At 63.8% G+C, this 19054-nt stretch carries 15 protein-coding genes and 1 pseudogene; 11 read left to right on the top strand and 5 right to left on the bottom strand.

Annotation, left to right across the window (positions count from 1 at the left end; genetic code table 11):
- Positions 1-18 precede the first annotated feature (18 nt).
- The 6 genes and pseudogenes from CSV86_RS15005 (at position 19) to CSV86_RS14985 (ending at position 10809) form a co-directional block, all read left to right on the top strand.
- On the top strand, positions 19-3966 hold the full coding sequence (locus CSV86_RS15005) for an RHS repeat domain-containing protein (protein WP_009397094.1): 3948 nt from the start codon (positions 19-21) through the stop codon (positions 3964-3966).
- Positions 3963-4013: pseudogene (locus CSV86_RS33420) on the top strand (hypothetical protein); the annotation flags it as partial. The gene CSV86_RS15005 and the pseudogene CSV86_RS33420, both read left to right, overlap by 4 nt.
- A 33-nt stretch (positions 4014-4046) precedes the next feature.
- The gene (locus CSV86_RS15000; RefSeq protein WP_009397092.1) at positions 4047-4565 is read left to right on the top strand and encodes a hypothetical protein; all 519 of its coding nucleotides are present in this window, start codon (positions 4047-4049) and stop codon (positions 4563-4565) included.
- A 204-nt stretch (positions 4566-4769) separates the two neighbouring features.
- Positions 4770-6692: a hypothetical protein gene (locus CSV86_RS14995; RefSeq protein ID WP_170394829.1), complete on the top strand. Its 1923-nt coding sequence runs from the start codon at positions 4770-4772 to the stop codon at positions 6690-6692.
- Between the two features lie 292 nt (positions 6693-6984).
- Positions 6985-9177: an autotransporter outer membrane beta-barrel domain-containing protein gene (locus CSV86_RS14990; protein ID WP_037059587.1), complete on the top strand. Its 2193-nt coding sequence runs from the start codon at positions 6985-6987 to the stop codon at positions 9175-9177.
- A 159-nt stretch (positions 9178-9336) separates the two neighbouring features.
- Positions 9337-10809, top strand: coding sequence for a hypothetical protein (locus CSV86_RS14985; protein WP_009397089.1), 1473 nt, complete (start codon positions 9337-9339; stop codon positions 10807-10809).
- A 45-nt stretch (positions 10810-10854) separates the two neighbouring features.
- Here the strand turns inward: CSV86_RS14985 and CSV86_RS14980 are convergent, their stop codons facing one another.
- Positions 10855-11133: a helix-turn-helix domain-containing protein gene (locus tag CSV86_RS14980; protein WP_009397088.1), complete on the bottom strand. Its 279-nt coding sequence runs from the start codon at positions 11131-11133 to the stop codon at positions 10855-10857.
- Positions 11134-11401: 268 nt separating this feature from the next.
- Here CSV86_RS14980 and CSV86_RS14975 point away from each other — a divergent pair, with 268 nt between their 5' ends.
- The 5 genes from CSV86_RS14975 to CSV86_RS14955 all read left to right on the top strand — a co-directional run bounded on the left by CSV86_RS14975 (position 11402) and on the right by CSV86_RS14955 (position 15656).
- Positions 11402-11731: a hypothetical protein gene (locus tag CSV86_RS14975; RefSeq protein ID WP_009397086.1), complete on the top strand. Its 330-nt coding sequence runs from the start codon at positions 11402-11404 to the stop codon at positions 11729-11731.
- A 150-nt stretch (positions 11732-11881) separates the two neighbouring features.
- On the top strand, positions 11882-12676 hold the full coding sequence (locus tag CSV86_RS14970; protein ID WP_009397085.1) for an alpha/beta fold hydrolase: 795 nt from the start codon (positions 11882-11884) through the stop codon (positions 12674-12676).
- Entirely contained in the window at positions 12673-13527 is an 855-nt protein-coding gene (locus CSV86_RS14965) for an alpha/beta fold hydrolase (RefSeq protein ID WP_009397084.1), read from the top strand. The genes CSV86_RS14970 and CSV86_RS14965 overlap by 4 nt, the downstream gene beginning before the upstream one ends.
- Positions 13528-13644: 117 nt before the next feature.
- Positions 13645-14433, top strand: coding sequence for a DUF4892 domain-containing protein (locus CSV86_RS14960; protein ID WP_009397083.1), 789 nt, complete (start codon positions 13645-13647; stop codon positions 14431-14433).
- Positions 14434-14606: 173 nt separating this feature from the next.
- A complete protein-coding gene (locus CSV86_RS14955) occupies positions 14607-15656 on the top strand; it encodes an AI-2E family transporter (protein ID WP_009397082.1) in 1050 nt (349 codons plus the stop codon).
- Here CSV86_RS14955 and CSV86_RS14950 read toward each other — a convergent pair.
- From CSV86_RS14950 to CSV86_RS14935, 4 genes are all read right to left on the bottom strand, one after another.
- Complete coding sequence (locus CSV86_RS14950) at positions 15653-16315, bottom strand: GntR family transcriptional regulator (protein ID WP_009397081.1); 663 nt, start codon at positions 16313-16315, stop codon at positions 15653-15655. The two genes, CSV86_RS14955 and CSV86_RS14950, sit on opposite strands and share 4 nt — an antisense overlap.
- A 16-nt stretch (positions 16316-16331) precedes the next feature.
- Complete coding sequence (locus CSV86_RS14945; RefSeq protein WP_009397080.1) at positions 16332-17039, bottom strand: FadR/GntR family transcriptional regulator; 708 nt, start codon at positions 17037-17039, stop codon at positions 16332-16334.
- 29 nt (positions 17040-17068) lie between these two features.
- Entirely contained in the window at positions 17069-18373 is a 1305-nt protein-coding gene (locus CSV86_RS14940) for a C4-dicarboxylate transporter DctA (protein ID WP_037059584.1), read from the bottom strand.
- 220 nt (positions 18374-18593) lie between these two features.
- Positions 18594-18908: a helix-turn-helix domain-containing protein gene (locus CSV86_RS14935; RefSeq protein ID WP_009397077.1), complete on the bottom strand. Its 315-nt coding sequence runs from the start codon at positions 18906-18908 to the stop codon at positions 18594-18596.
- Between the last annotated feature and the right edge of the window lie 146 nt (positions 18909-19054).

Here is a 19054-nt window from a genome sequence, read left to right as displayed (position 1 = left end):
CCGTTGGGGACCAAGCCCATGACCACTTCTTCCACCGTGCGTTCCAACGCTTTCAATTTCATGAGTTTCATGAACAACAGCGTCGATCCGAGGACCGGGCAGTACACCCTGTCCATCGACCTGCCCGAGCTCAAGGCCAACGCCCTGATCGGTCCGAACGTGCCGATCAAGCTCGACTTCAATCCGCTCAACCTGCTCGACAGCGGCTACGGCCTGGGCTGGAACCTGCGCCTGAGCGAGTTCAACCCGGTCAACAACATGTTGTCGCTGCATACCGGGGAAAGCTACAAGGTCACCGGTGATGGTCAGGAGCCGTCTATCAAGGAGAAGAAGCTCGATACCTTCCGCTTCTTCGACGAGGGCAATGGGGTTTGGCGCATCGTGCACAAAAGTGGCCTGGTGGAAGTACTCAAGGAGCTTGGCAGCGGCTCCCAGCGCATCGCCCTGCCCAGCGAGATCCTGGCGCCGAGCGGGCACGCGGTCAAACTGAGCTACGCCGTGTTCGAGACGACCCATCGCCTGGCCAGCATCGCTGACGCCAGTGGCGAGCTGCTGCGCCTGGTGCGTGACAGCTCGGAGGTCAGGCTGCTGCTGCCGCCTTTCGATGACAAGCCGCTGTCGCGCTTCGTGATGAAGCTCAGTGGTGGCCGGGTCAGCGAGATCGTGCTGCCGGTGCCGGAGCTGGCATCCTGGCGCCTGACTTACGAGACGGTCCGCGGCATCAGTTGCGTCAAGTCGGTTGGCACGCCGCTGGGCGGCAGCGAAACCCTTGAATACCTCGATGGTGGCCATCCGTATCCGGGCAACACCGGGCGGCCCAATCTGCCGCGGGTGACCCGCCACACCATCGTGCCTGGCCCGGGCCTGGCAGCGCAGGAAACCACCTATACCTACACGCCCGAGAACTTCATCGGCAACGGCTCTTCGATCAACTGGCAGGACGATGGTCTCGATCAGTTGTACAAGGTCGACTACACCTACAACTACGGCTCGGTCGCCAGCCACTTGCTCGATGGCAAGGTGGTGCGCACGGTGAAGTACACCTTCAACCGTTTCCACCTGATGACCGAGGAGGAGACCCGCCAGGGGCGTTGCGTGAAAACCGTGAGCACCACCTACCACGCCCTGGACACCAACTTCGATAACCAGCCGGGGAACTTCCAGCTGCCGCGCTCGGTGCAAACCCGCTGGTGGATCGACGGCGAGCCGAGCCGCCACCGCACCGAGACCCAGATCAGCGAATTCGACCTCGATGGCAACCCGACCCTCGAAGTCCGGCCCGATGGCGTAAGTACCTCCAGCACCTGGTACAAGGCGGCAGGGGAGGAGGGTTGTCCCGAGGATCCGGATGGCTTCGTCCGTCATCTCAAGGAGCAGGTGGTCACTCCGGCCCCTGGTGGCGCCTGCGATGCGCCGGTGCTGCGCACCCAATACCGCTACGTTCGCTTCGAGCCCCTGGCCACGGTGGAGAAGAACGCCTGGCTGGCGCTGGAGAGCGAAACCCTGAGCGACGGCGCGACCTTGCTCAAGGAAACCCGCCACGAACACTTCAACACGCCGGACGATGCCAGCCTGCACGGACGCCTCGCCAGCGACAGTGAAACCTACAATGGCCAGCCGACCTTTACCGACTATCACTACCAGGTGCTGGCCACGGAGGGTGTGCTGCAGACCACCGAGACCCTGACCGGCTTCGATAAGACCAGCAAGACTCTGGTGCTCCAGCATGCCTTGCTGATCGGCGAGCCGGTGCAGACCCACGACGATGACGATGTGGTGATCCGCTACAGCTATGACACCCTGCGCCGAATCAGGTCCGAAACCGTGGCCCCGGATACCTCCTACGAAGCCACCCGCCACTATACCTACGCCCTGGCCCGGCTGGACGGTCAGCGGGCGGTCCAGGTGATGACCGATGTCAAGAACGTCGAGACCCGGACCACGGTCGACGGCCTTAATCGCCCGATCCTGGAGGAGCGCCAGGACGTCGACGGCGCCGACAGCGACGCCATTGCCTGGCGCACCACCTATACCGCACGTTTCGACGGCCTGGGGCAGAAGGTCGAGGAGTGCGAATTCGATTGGTTGCTGCAGGAGCAGTTGCCGCTGGTGCACCACTTTACCTATGACGACTGGGGCCAGCAGCTCAGCGACACAGGGCCGGACCAGGTGGTGGTGTTCGAAGAAAACGATCCCATTGGCAGCCCCGACTGGGCCGGGCCGATCAGCCGGGCCTGGCGGGAAAGCATCGACGGCGAGCAGGTCAGCGGACAGACCGTGACCCGCGTCAACCTGTTCGGCAAGCCAGCGCGGGTCGAGCGCTTCGATACCGAGTCCGAGCCGGCGCGGATCAGCCTGCACGAGTATTTCTACGATGGCTTGGGCCGGACCCGACGCGAGGTGGACGGTCTTGACCAGACCACCCTCTACGATTACGACGCCTTCGACCGTCTGGTGGAGAACGTCCTGCCGGGCCTGGCGGTGGTCCGCCGACGCTTCGTCACCCACAGCGATGAAGACCTGCCGACCCACATCAGCGTCGATAACGTCGAGCTTGGTCAGCAGCACTTCGACGGCCTGTCGCGGATGACCAGCTCGGTGACCGGCGGCCGCGAACGCCTGTTCACCTACAAGCCGGGGCGCATGCAGCCGGCCACGGTGACCACCCCGGCCGGCGCGGTGATCGCCTATGAGTACCTGCCGCAACTGGGCGATGAGCCAACGCGTCGCGAACTGTCGCCCGAGGTGGCGGCCGACTATGTGTACGACAAGAAGAACGCCCGCCTGGTCAGTTGCACGGAGCAGGGCCAGTCGCTGGTGCGCGAATACTTCAGCACCGGCGAGCTGAAAAGCGAGACGCGCAGCGAGGATGGCCAGGAGTACGGCATGCAATACGAGTACAGCCTGCGCGGGCGCTTGCTGAGCTATACCGATGTGTTCGGGCAGACCCAGACCTACGAGTACGATACGGCCGGCCGCCTGATGTGTACCGTGCTGGGGGCCACCACCTCGACCTTCCACTATGACGGCCTGGGGCAACTGGAGTGCATCAAGACCAACGATAACGGCGGGCAGTTGCATGTGCAGATCGGCTACGACGACTTCTCCCGGGAGACCTCTCGCTGCTTCGACTTCGGCGACCTGGTCCAGCATCTGACCCAGGAGTGGAACGCGGTGGATCGCCTGACCAAGCGCATCCACAACGAGGGGGGTACGCTGTTGCGCGAGGAGCGCTACGGATACGACGAGCGCAATCGCCTGACCGACTATCAGTGCGATGGCTCGCCGCCCCTGGACGCCTACGGCCAGGCGGTGCAGGCGCAGTTGTTCCGCTTCGACGGGATGGACAACATCACCCGGGTAATGACAGTGTTCCCCGGCGGTCAGAACCGTGCCGACTACCACTACGACAATCCCGCCGATCCAACCCAACTGACCCATGTGATCAACAGCGATCAAGCGTATCCGCAGCGCATCGATCTGGAGTACGACGAGGACGGCAACCTGGTGCGTGACGAACAGGCCCGGCAATTGAGCTACGACGCCCTCGGGCGCCTGCTCGGGGTTGGCGACGGCAATGGCGTGTTGTCCGGTAGCTACCGCTACGATCCACTCGACCGCCTGGCCAGCCTGTCCGGTGCCCAGGGCGCCGAGCAGCGTTTCTACCGCGAGGAGGAGCTGGCCAACCTGCTCCAGGGCGAGCAGGGCAGTACCTTCATGCGCGGCGCAGGCAACTTGCTGGCGGAGCACCAGGCAGGCGACATCAGCCTGCTGCTGGGCTGCGACCATAAGAACAGCGTGCTCAGCGAGCACCTGGCCGGCGAGGGCACCACCGACATGGCCTATACCGCACACGGCCATCGCAGCACCCGGGTGCAAGCCCGCCTGGCCTTCAACGGCGAACTGGACGAGGAGGCGGGTGGGCAACTGCTGGGAAAGGCTACCGGTTCTACCGACCCGTCCTGAAGAAGTTCTGCAGCCCTGACGAATGGAGCCCGTTTCGCCGCGGAGGCCCGAATGCCTATGCCTATTGCAAGGGCGATCCGGTGAATGCGAGTGATCCGACGGGGCATAACGCCTGGTATCTGTTCGGTTCTCTGCTCTCCGGCGCCGTCTTTGCCTATGCCAGTATCATGGCCGCCACGAAGAAAGGTCGTGCCCAGGCCGACTGGAGCATCGTGGCTGCATTTTCCGGCGTGATGGCCTTGGGATTGGGGTATTCGGCCTACAGGGCGAAGGGGAACAGCAAAAACCTGCCGGCGCCCGGCGACGCTCCGGAAACGCCGGTGAACGGCAGTATCAAGCAGAGTATCAGCAGCAACACTTCGGCCAAGCAACAGGCCAAGGATCGGCAGTCGATGAAGGAGGCGAGCGAGCTGGACCAGAGCCTGGCGAGGCGTAAAGAATTTTTTGAAGATGCCTACAAGCAGCCGCCGGATCTGCAAAGTTACAAGCAAGGGCTGACCGATAAAAACGGTATACCACTGTCGGGGCGAGCGCGTGCCGGAGCGATACGTAATTCCGGTGGATCTTGGAATCGCGGATATCAATCCTCGAGCCCGTGAGTCTGCCTGGCTTGACCTGCTCACCCTCCCTTCGTGGCCGTCCTTCGGGGCGGCCTTTTTCTGCTTCGTGCGCTTGGCGCACCTGTTATTTCTGTCAGTTACGCCAATCCTTCCGGAGGTATTAAATGGCCCCACGGCTGTTCGGTCCGGAGCGGCATCCGCCGTGTCAGCGAATGGCTGGACACATGGAGAGGGGTGACCGAAATGTCACAGTCAGAACAGCAACGAATCGCAGAGCAGGCACGCAGGGATTACCGCAAGGCACAAATGGACCGACGTAACGAAACGACGGACCTGCCACCGGTGACGCTGGCCGCCGGGGTAATCGCCGACGCCAACGACAACACCCTGTTCAGCAGTGCCCGGCAGGTGCCGCTGGCCGTTACCATGCAGGCCTGGACCCTGCCTGACCCTGCCCATCCGGATGACCGTGAGCGAGTGTTCATCCAGTGGGCACCCGCTGGCACCACCCACTACGAAACGGTCGACGAGACCGAACTGGCGCCGCCGTTCCCCGCGCACTTTCCGCTGACCCTGCACGTGCCGCCCGAGGTCATGCAGACGGATGGCGCCTGGGATATCACCTACAGGGTCAAGCACTACAACGGTTCCTATCAGATGTCGCTGGCACTCACCGTGGTGGTCGACAACACCGAGCCCTGGCGCCCGCACGAGCCGCCGAAGCTGATCATGCCCGAGGGTTTCATCAGCGAGCAGACCCTGATCGACAACCCCGATGGCATCACCGCCACCCTGCCGAAGTATGACGACCGCCAGCCACATGATGAACTGATCTATTGGTGGGCGACTTACCCCATTCCCGACGATCCGATGGATGTACCGATCGGCGGGCGTTTCGAGGTGACGGGCGATCCGATGACGTTCAAGGTCAGGACGGACCTGATCCGCGAGGTGGGGGACGGCGGCTGCTACATAACCTATATGCTGGTCGACAAGGCGCTGAACCGCAGCCGCCTGGCCGTCTACCAGCCGGTGGCCGTTGCCCTGGGCACCCTGCCGGCCGACCTTGCGCCGCCGACCGTGCCCCTGGCCGAGGGCGACAACCTGATCGACATGGCCGATGCCGGGATCGGTGTGGTGGTGAACATTCCCGGCTACGTCGGCTGGAAGCCGAAAGACCGCATCGAGGTGAAGTGGGGCAACAGCCTGGTGACTGCGGAAGAGCTGGGCTCGGTGCCGGATTTCCCGATGCCGGTGCGCGTACCGTCGGCCATCCTCAAGGCCGAGTACGGCACCGCCGTGGGCGAGCTGGAAACCAGTGTCGGCTACAGGATCCTGCGCGGCACCGTGCCGTTCGATGCGCCGGAGATCAAGATCAACGTCGACTTCTCCTATATCGGTCCGCCGCGGCCCGAACCGGACCTGACCTGGCCCGACCCCGTCAACCCGGCCCTGGGCCAGCTCGATACCTATGGCAAGGTCTCCGAGCAGTTCAACGAACTGACCCCCGCAGACAACGGCCAGCCGGCCAAGCAGAACATCATCCTCTACGCACCGGCGGCGAAGGACGAGATCATCGAGTTCTATTGGGGCGATCGCCTCGGCTACACGTACGTGCTGCAAGGCTTCGAAGAACCAGGCGACGAGATCGGCGTGGAGATTCCCTGGGAGATCATCCAGGACGTCGGCAATGGTCCCGCCGTGCCGGTGCATTACCGCATCAGCGCGCCAGACGGGAACAACAAGCAGCATTCGAAGACCTACCATGTGAAGGTCGACGCCTTCGTCCTGACTCCGGAAGCGCCCGAATACCTGGGGCTCAACCCTGAAAGAGGCTGGCTGGTCTGCGAATCGCTGTTCGAGGACTTCGCCAACCCCCATCCGGACGAGCCGGCGGTGCGGGTCAGGATTCCCGACCTGAGCAAATGGCTCAAGGATGGCGATACCGTTACCGTGACCTGGACACCCTGGGACAGTCGCATCGAAGACACCGGTGCGGTCATCGAAGACGCGATCTTCACCCAGGACTACATCATCGGTCCCGAGCATCCGGCTACTGGCTTCGTCATTCGCGTGCACCCCTACGACAAGCACATCCTGCCGACCTATAACCCGGAGGGGGCAAGATCGATGGGCGGGCCTACACCAAGTATTCCTTCGAGTTGAATGGTGTACCGGTGACATCCCTGGAGGTCCTGGCGACCGTTTCCATGCACGTGCCCTCGGGCTACTGCCCTATGCCTGAGCGCAAACGCGTGCCATAGCAGGCCGGGTTACCTCGCGCCCGGGGCGTTCGGCGGGCGCGGGGCTCGTCGTAATCTCTGCTATATTTTTCGGAATTTTCCTACATAAAATTTGGGTTGTCGTCTGTAGTCTCGCCGGCCTTTGCGAAGTGAACCCGGTTGCCCGCCAGCTTGGTTTGACCGCGTCGTTTCATAGCCTGCGAGAGCTTCTCATGATGACCAAGACTCCTTCGTTCAAACTGCGTCCCCTGGTTCGCATTCTGAAATTCGCTGCCCTCGCGCCGCTGGTGCTGGGCAGCGAGTATGCAATGGCCAGGACGATCATCGGCGACGAAACCATCGATGCGACAACGCCTTCCGACAGCTACCTGGTGACCGGTGGCTCCCATCTCACCGCCAATGGCGCGCAGACGGAGCACATCGTCACCCAGGATGGCGGCAGGCTGACCCTCAACGGCAGCGCCGTGACCGCCACCGGCATCAACGTCGGCGTGTTCCTTGGCAGTGGTTCGGCGGATATCTCGGGAAGCACCATCACCAGCGAAACCGAAGGCTTGTCCCTGGGGCGCCAGGGCAGCAACGGCTCCACCGCCAGCGTGCGGGACAGCAGCATCACCGGTGGCCGCAGCGGCGTGCAGATTTCCGCCAACAGCGACCTGCTCCTGGAAAACACCCAGGTGACTGGCACCAATGCCACCAGCCAGGGCATCCAAATGTTCGGCGGCTCGGTCACGGCCCGGAACAGTTCGATCATTGGCGGCACCCACGGTATCCGGATCCGCCTGGACAGCTCTCTTCCCGACAGCGCCACGGTGCACCTGGATGGCACCCATGTCGAGGGTGGCACCGATGCGGCGATCCTGGTCGGTACGGGAGCAGGCCAGGGCGTCAGCGCCGATATCGTGGTGGCCAACGGTTCGACCCTGACAGGCGGCGACGGCAACGTGCTGAAGGTCGCCAGCGGCTCGACCGGTAACATGACCGTGGACAACAGCCACCTGGTGGGCAATGTGGTGGCCGAGGATGGCGCCACCGCCAACCTGACCCTGCAGAACCATGCCACCCTGACTGGTGCTCTGGAAAACGTCGCCAGCCTGACCCTGGCCAGCCAGGGCCAGTGGAACATGATCGAGAACGATGAAGTGGGTGACCTGGTCATGGACGGGGGCGCGGTCCGGTTCGGCGAGGCCGATGCCTTCTACCGCCTGACCGTGGAAAACCTTTCCGGCAACGGCACCTTCATCATGGATACCGACTTCTCCACCGGGCAGACCGATTTCCTCGAGGTGACCGGCGATGCCCGCGGCGACCATAAGCTGCTGGTCGGCAGCAGTGGCGCCGATCCGTTGAACGACGGGCAGATACATGTGGTGCATATCGCCGGTGGCGATGCCAGCTTCTCCCTGCTCAACGGGGAGGTGGACCTTGGCACATTTTCCTACGACCTGATTCGCGACGGTGACAACTGGTACCTGGACGCCTCGATGAAAAAAATCAGCCCCGGGACCCAGACCGTGCTCGGCCTGTTCAATGCCGCGCCCACCGTGTGGTACGGCGAGCTGTCGAGCCTGCGCAGCCGCATGGGTGAACTACGCCTGAATGGCGGCAAGGCCGGTGCCTGGATGCGCAGCTACGGCAACAAATACAACGTTTCCGCCTCGTCGGGCACCGCCTACCAGCAGACCCAGCAGGGCGTGTCCTTCGGTGCCGATGCGCCGCTGCCGGTCGGTGACGGCCACTGGCTGGCGGGTGTGCTGGCCGGCTATAGCGACTCGGACCTGAATCTGGCCCGTGGCTCCAGCGGACAGGTCGATAGCTACTACCTGGGTGCGTACACCACCTGGCTGGACCCGCAAAGCGGCTACTACTTCGACGCCGTGCTCAAGTTCAACCGCCTGCAGAACGATGCCACGGTCAATCTCAGCGACGGAACCCGGACCAAGGGCGACTACGACAATCACGCGCTGGGTACCTCGCTGGAATTCGGCCGGCATATCGCCCTGGGCAATGGCTGGTTCGCCGAGCCTTACACCCAGTGGTCCGGCGTGACCATCCAGGGCAAGCGCTACAACCTCGACAACGGCATGCGTGCCGATGGCGATACCGCCCATTCGTTGCTGGGCAAGGTCGGCAGCACCTTCGGGCGTAATGTCGAACTGGGCGAGGGCCGGGTGATCCAGCCCTATGTACGGGTCGCCTATGCCCATGAGTTCGCCAGCGACAACGCTGTGCGGGTAAACGACAACCGCTTCAACAATGACCTCTCGGGATCGCGTGGCGAGCTGGGGGCCGGGGTCTCGGTATCGCTGGCGCGGAGCCTGCAGATGCATGTCGACCTGGACTACAGCAATGGCGAGCAGGTCGAGCAGCCATGGGGGGCCAACGTCGGCCTGCGCTATAGCTGGTAATGCTGCGGGAGCGAGCCGCCAGGCTCGCTCCTTGAATACTGCGGCCCGCCGCCGATACCTGATACTTCTGTCAGTTATGCCCATCCCCTTCTTGCCGTTAAATGGAGTGCGACACCCGAGCCTTCGGGTACCGATCCGCTTTCTTGAGGAGAGCTGCCGATGTCGACCCCGTTGCAAGAAGCCCAGGTCCTGCTCCCGCCACCCATCGTCGACGCACTGCTCGACGATATCGACGGTGGCCAGCCCAATCTGCTGCATATCGATGACTTGCAGGTGCCGCTGGCGGTCGAGGTCCCGGAATGGCTGCACAGCGACCCCTCGCCGGACCATCCCGAGAGTCTGGAGCTGTTCTGGAATGGCACCACCGTTGCCACCAAGTTCTGGACCACGCCGGTCCTGCCGGAAGATCTGCACCTGACGGTGGCGACCGAGTTTCTCACCGAAGGGCAGCAGCGCATGGAGTACAAGGTGGTGCTCTACAATGGCTCGCCCCAGGGATCGCAGCCGCTCATCATCACCATCGATACCTCCCCGCCGATCCTGGGCGGTGAGCAGGGCGCCCTGGTCTTTCCGCCCGAGGTCATCGACGGCGGCCTTACCTGGCAGTATCTGGAGGCCTGCAACGACCGGGTGGTGGCGCAGGTTCCGGAGTACCGTGAGGTACGGCCCGGCGACACCCTGACCTGGTATTGGGACGATGAGCCCTTCGCCTATCATCAGGCGGGCTCGCGCACGCTCACTTCCGAGGATATCGGCCAGCCGCTGGAGCTGGTCTTCGACGGCAATCTGATTCGCGAGCGGGGTGATGGCCGGCGCTATGTGCATTACGACGTCACGGACCGCGCCGGTAATCCCAGTGTTTCCTCCAGGCAGGTGCCCTTGTCGGTCAGTGCCACGCCGATACCGCGGGAACTGCTGTGGCTGGATGTAGTGGAGGCCGATGGCGTCGGCGAGGAGTTGGTGCTCGATCCCGAGAAGGGGCGCAGCGGCATACAGGTCGTGCTCGACGGGCAAGTGCTTATCTATCCCGACGAAGAGGTCTGGGTGCATTGGGATGATCCCGGCAGTGTGGCGGACTTCGAAGGCCTGCTGGACAAGGACGGCGATCCGCGGCTCTGTCATGTTCCCAGGGAAAGCGTGATTGCGTCGATCGGCAAGACGGTGACGCTGTATTACGAGGTAAGAGGGCCTGGCGAGGTGCTGCCCTCGACGCCGCGCCAGGTGCGCGTCAGCAAGGTGCCGTCCAACGGCTTTCCTACGGTGCAGTGCGAGGGCCACACCAGCAAGGGGCTCAGCCTGGCGGCGGTGCCGGCCTCGGGCGCGCGCCTGACCCTGGCGTTCTGGAAGCTGATGACCACCGATCAGATGGTCAGGATACTGGTCAGTGGCGTTGACCCTGCGGGTGAAACCCTGGTGCACCGGGCCCTGTACGACCATCGGGTCAGCGAGGCGGAGCTGGTCAGCGGGATCGGTGCCGAAGGCGATGTGGTCATTCCCAAGGCGTTTCTCGAGTCGCTGAAGATCGGGGAAGTATTCAGTGTGAGCGTCTACGTCAGCTTCGACCTCGGTGAAACCTGGCCGTACGAGGCGACGCCAAACTTTCCGAGCCTCAGGCCGACGCTCATTCCCTGACGCCCTGGCCCGTGGCCGACCGCTTGCGGCCGGCCTGGGCCACGTTCAGCGCAACTTGATCAGGCCCTGATCAAGGGCCTTGAGCATCGCCGCGCTGCGTGACGTCACGCCGAACTTGCGGCGGATGTTGCAGAAGTGGAAATTCACCGCCGACTCGCTGCATTGCAGGATATGGGCGATCTCCCAGGACGTCTTGCCTTCGGCGCTCCATTGCAGGACCACGGTTTCGCGCAGGGTCAGCCTGATGGGGGCTTCCGACAGGGTGGGCACGCGCTGGACCGGAGCAAGGGGCGGGGCGCTGCCAAGGGATTGGGATGCGTACATGAAGTGAGCTCCTGACGTTGGAAGTGCAGTGTGATTCCTTCGAAAATCGATGCGACCGGGACGGTACGGACACACTTATATCCCCGTTTCTTCATGTTGAAACCTGACAAAAATATCAGTTGTGAAGATTTTGTGCGGTGACCACGCCCCCGCTTTCGATACGCCGACCTGATATTTTTGTCAGTTGTTGCACTCACTCCGAATTGCTAGCGTGGAGGCGTACGAGCAGCATGCCCTGCGAGGAAACCCCATGATCGGAAGTAATGGAATGCGAGCCTGTTCAGCGGACCTGCGCCAGGTACTCGATGAATGCAATTTCAGCTATCGCCTGGACTTCGCCGAGTTCCAGTTGTTGCACGACGCCGCCGATGCCCGCCTTGATGCGCTGGTCCGGCGCTACGGCGATCGCCGCGAGTCCGAGCAACTGCAGCAGTTCCAGCTGGCCTGCGAGCAGATGGCAAAAATGCTTCAGGTGTCCTGCCTGGCTATGCAGCGGGCCCAGCTTTGCGAGCAGGAGCGCCATCAGGTGCGTGAGGCCTACGAGTACCAGGTGGCCTATATCCAGGCGTGCCTGCACCGCTCGTTCGAAGGGTTCTGAGCACCGGGGGCTTGCCAGCGATTAGGCCCGGAGCAGCAACACGGGGTTCCTGACCGGAGTGCCGTCCCTGATGGCTGTTCCGGTCATTGCTCCATCCCCATCCGTTGCGGACAATCAGTGTCAGTTTTTTCCGCAGCAGGCCGTCCGAAAATGTCGCAACAGATCTTCTTCGCCCATGCCAACGGCTTCCCCTCGGCCACCTACGGCAAGCTGTTCGCCGGGCTGGCGCCGGATTACCAGGTCCAGCATCTGCCACAGCACGGCCACGACCCACGCTTTCCGGCCGGGGACAACTGGCTGCTGCTGGTGGACGAGCTGATCCATCACCTGGAACGGCAAGGCGAACCGGTCTGGGGCGTCGGCCATTCCCTTGGCGGCGTGCTGCACCTGCATGCCGCACTGCGCTGCCCCGAGCTGTACCGCGGGGTGGTGATGCTCGACTCGCCGGTGCTGACCCTTGCCGACCAGTGGCTGATCCGCCTGGCCAAGCGCTGGGGCTTCATTGACCGGATCACCCCGGCCGGGCGCACCGAGGGCCGCCGTGAAGCCTTCGACGACCTTGACCAGGCCCGCGCCTACTTCTCCTCCAAGTCGCTGTTCCGCGCCTTCGACCCGGACTGCCTGGAAGCCTACCTGCAACATGGCCTGAAGAACGAAGGCGGGGGTTTGCGCCTGGCTTTCGACCCGGCCATCGAGATGCGCATCTACCGCAGCATCCCGCACACCCGGCCGGCATCGCCCGGCAAGCTCAAGGTGCCGCTGGCCATGGTCCGCGGCAGCCACAGCCGCATCGTCCGCGCCCACCACGCCCAGGCGGTACGGCGCATGCCGCTGGGCGAAAACCACAGCGTCGCCGGCGGGCACATGTTCCCGCTGGAGCGCCCGGACGACACCGCACGCCTGATCCGCTCGGTGTTCCAGCGCTGGCAGGAGCGTCGGGCATGAGCCATCCCGTCGAGGAAATCCGCCTGGACCTGGGGCATATCGAACTGGCCGCGCACTTGTACGGGCCAGAAGATGGCCGGCCGGTGATTGCCTTGCACGGCTGGCTGGACAACGCCAACAGCTTTGCCCGCCTGGCGCCCAGGCTGCACGGGCTGCGCATCGTCGCCCTGGATTTCGCCGGGCACGGTTACTCCGGGCACCGCCCGGCAGGCGCCGGCTATGCGCTGTGGGATTACGCCCATGACGTTCTGCGGGTCGCCGGGCAACTGGGCTGGGAGCGTTTTTCCCTGCTCGGGCATTCGCTGGGGGCGATCGTTTCGGTGATCCTCGCCGGCAGCCTGCCCGAGCGGATCCAGCGCCTGGCCTTGATCGACGGGGTGATTCCGCCGGGTGCGGCGGCGCAGGATGCCGCCGAGCGCATGGGTATGGCCCTGGAGGCGCAGTTGCGCCATGAGGGCAAGCGCAAATCGGTGTATGCCGAGCTGAGCCGGGCGGTGGAAGCACGGATGAAGGGCATGGTCGCGGTCAGCCGCGAGGCCGCCGAACTCCTCGCCCAGCGCGGCCTGGTGCCGGTGCCCGGCGGTTTCAGCTGGCGCAGCGACAGCCGCCTGACCCTGCCGTCGCCGCTGCGCATGAGCGAAGAGCAGGCGCTGAGTTTCGTCCGGCGCATTGCCTGCCCGACCGCCCTGGTGGTGGCCGACGACGGCATGCTGGCGCGCAACACGAGCCTGCTCGAGCAGCTACCCTTCACTCTGGAACACTTGCCCGGTGGCCATCACCTGCACCTGAACGACGAGGCCGGCGCAACGCTTGTTGCAGACTGTTTCAATCGCTTCTTTGCCATGCCTTGACTTGTACCGGGCAACTGTCGAGGCTTGGCGGGTTTTGATCAGGGAGACAATCATGACCCAGCACGACAGCAGCCCCCTTTCCCTATGCCACGCCGGCCATGCCGGCGGGGTTCGCCGATGAGTGCCGTCCAGTTCGTTCTTTCCGCGCTGTTGCTGGCTTCAGGAGCCGCCCAGGCCGCCGGCGAACTGCCGATTCCGCAGGATGCCAAGGTCTTCGACGAACAGCCGGCGCGGGAGCAGGAGCGCGTCTATCCGCTGGGTCCGCTGCGCAAGATCAGCGGGCAGTTGCGTATGGAGGGCAAGGTCGAAAGCCGTGGCCAGGTCAGCTCCACCACCTGGCAATTGCCGCCCGAGCGCAGTGCCGGCGAAGCCTTCACCGCCGCCCGCGAAGCCTTGCAGGCCGACGGGGGCTATCCGTTGTTCTGGTGCGAGAGGCGTGACTGCGGCGAAAGCAGCCTGTGGGCCAATGAGATCTTCCGCAATGCACGCTTGTATGGCTCGGACGAGGACCAGGCGTTCATTCTTCTGCGTCGTTCCGGCGATGACCACGACACCCTGGTTGCCCTGTACGCCATCACCCGCGGCAACAAGCGGGCCTTCCTGCATGTGGAGAAATTCGAGGCCAATGCACCGCTGGGCGACCTGCTGCCGACCCCGGCCACGGTGCTGCGGGAATTGCGCAGCACGGGCAAGCTGGACTACCCGGACTTGGATGGCGAACCGCCGAAGGCCTGGGTGGAGCTGCTGGCACGCAGCCTGAATCTGGACAGCAGCCTGCGGGTCAGCCTGACCGGGGCGAAGGCGGTGGCCTGGAACGACCAGCTGAGTGCGGCCGGGGTCCGGGCGGCAAGGTTGGAGACCGGCGACAAACCGGCTGCCGGCCTGCATGTGGAACTGATCCGCTAACGGGTTGATCGCGCCACTCGGGCTTGCCAGCAATCCTGTGGGAGCTGGCTTGCCAGCGATGAGGCCCTGGCTGGCAAAGCAGTTGCCTGGTCTGCCGCCATCGCTGGCAAGCCAGCTCCCACAGGGGCCTGTGTCAAATCGAAGATTTATCTGTATTCCGTGAGAGAGGGATCATGCTCAACAACGACCGCCTATTGGTGCAGATCCTCTTGCTGACCCTGCTCGGCGCCGCCCTGTGGGTCATGGCCCCGTTCATTTCCGCGCTGCTCTGGGGCGCGATCCTGGCCTTTGCCAGCTGGCCGCTGATGCGCCTGGTGACGCGTTGGTGCGGTGGGCGCGAAACCCTTGCGGCCAGCCTGCTGACCTGCCTGTGGCTGCTGTTGGTGGCCTTGCCCCTGGTCTGGCTTGGCTTCAACCTGGCCGACCATGTACGTGACGCCACCGCGTTCATCCGCGACGTGCAGGTCGACGGCCTGCCGGACGCCCCGGACTGGCTGGGCAGCGTGCCTTTCTTCGGCGAACGGCTGGTGCGCTATTGGAACACCCTCGATCAGCAGGGCGCGGCCTTGCTGACCACGGTCAAGCCCCATCTCGGGCAGGTCGGCAACTGGATCCTGGCCCGCAGCGCGCAACTGGGCAGTGGCGTCGTCGAACTGATCCTCAGCCTGGTCTTCGTGTTTTTCTTCTATCGCGACGGTCCGCGTCTGTCGGCCTTCGTCCTGCGCCTGCTGGAGCGCCTGGTGGACGATCGCGGCGCCTACTATCTGGGCCTGGTGGCCGGCACCGTGCAGCGGGTGGTCAACGGGGTGATCGGCACCGCTGCCGCCCAGGGCCTGCTGGCCTTGATCGGCTTCCTGATCGCCGGGGTGCCGGGGGCGCTGGTGCTCGGCCTGGTGACCTTCATGCTCAGCCTGATCCCCATGGGCCCGCCGCTGGCCTGGGTGCCCGCCACTGCCTGGCTGGCCTGGAAGGGTGACTACGGCATGGCCATCTTCCTGGGCATCTGGGGCACCTTCATCATCAGCGGCGTGGACAACGTGCTCAAGCCCTACCTGATCAGCCGCGGTGGCGACCTGCCGCTGGTGATCGTGCTGCTCGGCGTCTTCGGCGGCTTGCTGGCGTTCGGCTTCATCGGCCTGTTCATCGGCCCGACCCTGCTGGCGGTCGGCTACAGCCTGCTGGTGGACTGGTCCAATCGCAGCGGCCCGGAGAACCGGGCTTAATCGAGGTCCAGCTTGGCCTCGATACGGTCCAGATGCACATGCATCAGGCGCAACGCGGCCTCGCTGTCACCGTCCTCCAGCGCATCCACCAGCGCCGCATGCTCCTGCCAGGCGCAGTGCTCGCAACCCTGGTGCTCGTACTTGGCGATGATCAATGAGGTCATCGGTACCAGTCCGTTGAGAAAACGCGTCAGTGGCGCATTGTCGGCGATCTCCGCAAGCTTCAGGTGGAACTCGCCGCCAAGGCGGATCGCCGTGCAGCGCTGGCCCTGTTCGTGGCTCAGGCGTTCGCGGGCGATCAGCTCGCGCAGCTGGCGCAATTGCCCCGGCCGCGAGCGCTGTGCGGCCAGTTCGATCAGGGTGGTTTCCGCCAGGCGCCGGGCACTCAAGACCTGCCGCGCCTGTTCAGGGTCCGGGGCCGCCAGGCGCGCAGTGTGCGCCGGGCGCTGGACGATCACCTGCTGGTCGGACAGCCGCCCCAGTACCCGGCGAATCACCGTGCGGCTGACGCCAAAGGCTTCGCCCAGGGCCAGTTCGGTCAGCGGGGTTCCGGGCGTCAGGCGCTGTTCGAGGATGGCATCGAACAGCTGCGGATAGATCTCTTCCGCGGACATCCGGCGTCCGCCGCCGGCCATCATGAAGGGCAGGGAGGTGTTCATCTTCGCTCTCCTGTAGTCAATGACCCGGCTGCTCATCCGGGATCTTCAGTTCGATACCCATGCGCCGCCCCTCGGCGAGGATGTGCCGGCGCATCTGGGCGCTGGCCTGGGCGCTGTCCTTGTTGCGGATGGCGCGTACCACCGCTTCGTTCTCTTCCAGGCGCGCGGCCAGATGCTCGGGAGACTTGCGCAGCACCTGGGCGCTTTGCTTGAGGGCGTTGCTGGTCTGCTGCACCACGCTCTGGAAGATCGGGTTGGAGGTCAGGGCGAACAGCGCTTCATGGAAGGCGATGTAGGCACCGACGCCGGCTTCGGCGTCGTCGGCTTCAAGGGCTTCGCGCATGTCCATCAGGGTCAGGCGCAACTGCCCGGTCTCGCTGCTGCTGATGGACTGCGCCACCAGCCCGACGATGAACGGCTCGAGGGTGTAGCGCAGTTGCAATACGTCCTCGAGGCTGGCCTCGGCCACCGACGCGGCCGGGACCAGCGTCGGCTCGGCGGTATCGGGGTCGAGCACCAGGACGCCCTTGCCTGGCATGGATCGCACCAGGCCAAGGGTTTCCAGTACCGTCACCGCTTCGCGCAGGCTGGGCCGGCTGATGCCCAGTTGCTCGGCCAGTTCGCGCTGCCCCGGCAGCATCTCGCCGGAGCGCCACTGGCCTCGGGCCAGGGCCTGGCGCAGTTTTTCCACTACTGCGTTGACTACGGTCGATGAGGTGATCACAGGTTGCTCCAGGAACTATCGGTCATGCTTCAAAACTCTTGCTGGTGAGCCGTCTTGCGCGGCTGGAAGCTGTAGCCCTGCTTGCCGTCGAGGACGTTGTGGGCGCGATCCAGGTCGATGTCCTTCTCCCAGCGGGCAATCGCCACGGTGGCCACGCAGTTGCCGATCAGGTTGGTCAGCGCGCGTCCGATGCCCATGAACCAGTCCACCGCCAGCACCAGTACCAGGCCCACCACCGGTATCGCCGGGATCGCGGTGAGGGTCGCGGCGAGAATCACCAGGGCCGAGCCAGGGATGCCGTGGGCACCCTTGGAGGTCACCAGCGACACCAGGAGGATGGTCAGCAGGTCGGTCATCGCCAACGGCGTGCCGGTGGCATTGGCAATGAAGACGATGGCCAGGGTCAGGTAGATGGAGAAACCGTCGAGATTGAACGAGTAGCCGGTTGGAATGACCAGGCCGACAGTGGAACTGCCGATGCCCAGGTGCTCGAGCTTGCGCATGATCTGCGGCAGCACGGCGTCGGACGAAGCGGTGCCAAGGACGATGGTGAGCTCTTCGCGCAGGTACTTGAGGAAGGGCAGCAGCTTGAGGCCGGACACGCGCATCACCACGCCAAGGATCAGCAGGACGAAGCCGGCGCAGGTCAGGTAGAACAGCGCTACCAGGCCGCCCAGGTGTTGCAGCGAGTCCAGACCGTACTTGCTGGTGGTGAAGGCGATGGCGCCGAATACGCCGATCGGTGCCAGGCGCACGATCATGCCCATGATGCGGAAGATCACATGGCTCAGCTCGTTGATCAGCCGCGAGATGCTCGAAGCCGATTCGCCCACCAGGTTCAGGGCGCTGCCGAACAGCACCGAGAACAGCAGGACCTGAAGGATGTTGTTATCGGCGAAGGCGCCGATCACCGAGGTGGGGATCAGGTCCATGAGGAACGCGGTGGTGCTATGGATATGCTGGCCGCGCTCGGCGAGGGCACCGGCATCGGTGGCCGAGAGCTGGTCCAGGTGGATGTTGGCGCCGCTGCCGATACCGGTGCTGAAGGCCAGCACCAGGCCCAGGACCAGGGCGATGGTGGTGAGGATTTCGAAATAGACCACCGATTTCAGGCCGATGCGCCCGACCTTCTTCAGGTCGCCGGCACCGGAAATGCCGCTGACCACCACGCAGAACACGATCAGGCCGATCAGCATCTTGATCAGCTTGATGAAGCCGTCACCGAGGGGCTTGAGTTGCAGGGAGAGGTCGGGGAAGCTCAGGCCGCAGGCGATGCCGAGCATCAGGCCGAGCACTACTTGGAGAAAGATCGAACGCGAGCACCATTTAAGCATGGGAGGGATCTCTGGTCGGTGTCCGGCTGCCAAGGGGAAGATGGCGCGTCGGACTTAATTATTGTGGTCTTACCGGTATGTCCAGTGCGCGGCCACTATACCCACCGATTTTTTGCTGGCGCAAGGGGGCAGGCGATAATTGGTTTTACCGGTCTGACCAGTAAAGGCGCTTTGATGTCGCGTTTTCACGGTGCGAACCATTCCGTCGCGATGCCTGCCGTCAGTTGTCCGAGAGCGCCTGATCGACAGCGGCGATCAGTTTGCTCAGGTCTTGGCGCGGGGCTTTGTGGATGACACCGAACAGATAGGCGCGTTGTTCTTCTTCGCTATCGAGGTCGGTAAAGAAGGCGGTGAGTTTGACGCCCAGGATGCGGGCAAAAATGACAAGGGTTTCGACGCTGGGGGTGTAGGTGCCGGTTTCGAAGCGGCTTATGGTCTTGGGGTCGAACCCGGCTCTCTCCCCCAATTCCGCCTGGGTAAGCCCGGCCACCTTGCGATAGCGTCTGATGGCAGACCCCAAACTTGAAATTTCCATCGCTCAATTCCCTTTTAGAATCAAGAACTTAACGACAAATAATTTTAAAGGACAACCTCTGGTGCCATCACCTTGGATTGCAAAAGGTGATGCTTCTCGTAGAATTTGCTCCCTGGACAGGTTTTTCCGCAGCGGGCTTCGGTGAG

This window comes from Pseudomonas bharatica CSV86, assembly GCF_000319305.2.
GTDB lineage: Bacteria > Pseudomonadota > Gammaproteobacteria > Pseudomonadales > Pseudomonadaceae > Aquipseudomonas > Aquipseudomonas bharatica.
The sequence above is the reverse complement of the archived record's forward strand: the minus strand, read 5'-3'. Positions and strand labels throughout refer to the sequence as shown.

Bases quoted from the DNA above. Each gene is read 5' to 3' on its own strand.
- CSV86_RS14990 (WP_037059587.1), top strand. From the start codon at position 6,985: ATGACCAAGACTCCTTCGTTCAAACTGCGTCCCCTGGTTCGCATTCTG.
- CSV86_RS14935 (WP_009397077.1), bottom strand. From the start codon at position 18,908: ATGGAAATTTCAAGTTTGGGGTCTGCCATCAGACGCTATCGCAAGGTG.
- CSV86_RS14960 (WP_009397083.1), top strand. From the start codon at position 13,645: ATGAGTGCCGTCCAGTTCGTTCTTTCCGCGCTGTTGCTGGCTTCAGGA.
- CSV86_RS14965 (WP_009397084.1), top strand. From the start codon at position 12,673: ATGAGCCATCCCGTCGAGGAAATCCGCCTGGACCTGGGGCATATCGAA.
- CSV86_RS14985 (WP_009397089.1), top strand. From the start codon at position 9,337: ATGTCGACCCCGTTGCAAGAAGCCCAGGTCCTGCTCCCGCCACCCATC.
- CSV86_RS15005 (WP_009397094.1), top strand. From the start codon at position 19: ATGACCACTTCTTCCACCGTGCGTTCCAACGCTTTCAATTTCATGAGT.
- CSV86_RS14980 (WP_009397088.1), bottom strand. From the start codon at position 11,133: ATGTACGCATCCCAATCCCTTGGCAGCGCCCCGCCCCTTGCTCCGGTC.
- CSV86_RS14995 (WP_170394829.1), top strand. From the start codon at position 4,770: ATGTCACAGTCAGAACAGCAACGAATCGCAGAGCAGGCACGCAGGGAT.
- CSV86_RS14955 (WP_009397082.1), top strand. From the start codon at position 14,607: ATGCTCAACAACGACCGCCTATTGGTGCAGATCCTCTTGCTGACCCTG.
- CSV86_RS14975 (WP_009397086.1), top strand. From the start codon at position 11,402: ATGCGAGCCTGTTCAGCGGACCTGCGCCAGGTACTCGATGAATGCAAT.
- CSV86_RS14940 (WP_037059584.1), bottom strand. From the start codon at position 18,373: ATGCTTAAATGGTGCTCGCGTTCGATCTTTCTCCAAGTAGTGCTCGGC.
- CSV86_RS14970 (WP_009397085.1), top strand. From the start codon at position 11,882: ATGTCGCAACAGATCTTCTTCGCCCATGCCAACGGCTTCCCCTCGGCC.
- CSV86_RS14950 (WP_009397081.1), bottom strand. From the start codon at position 16,315: ATGAACACCTCCCTGCCCTTCATGATGGCCGGCGGCGGACGCCGGATG.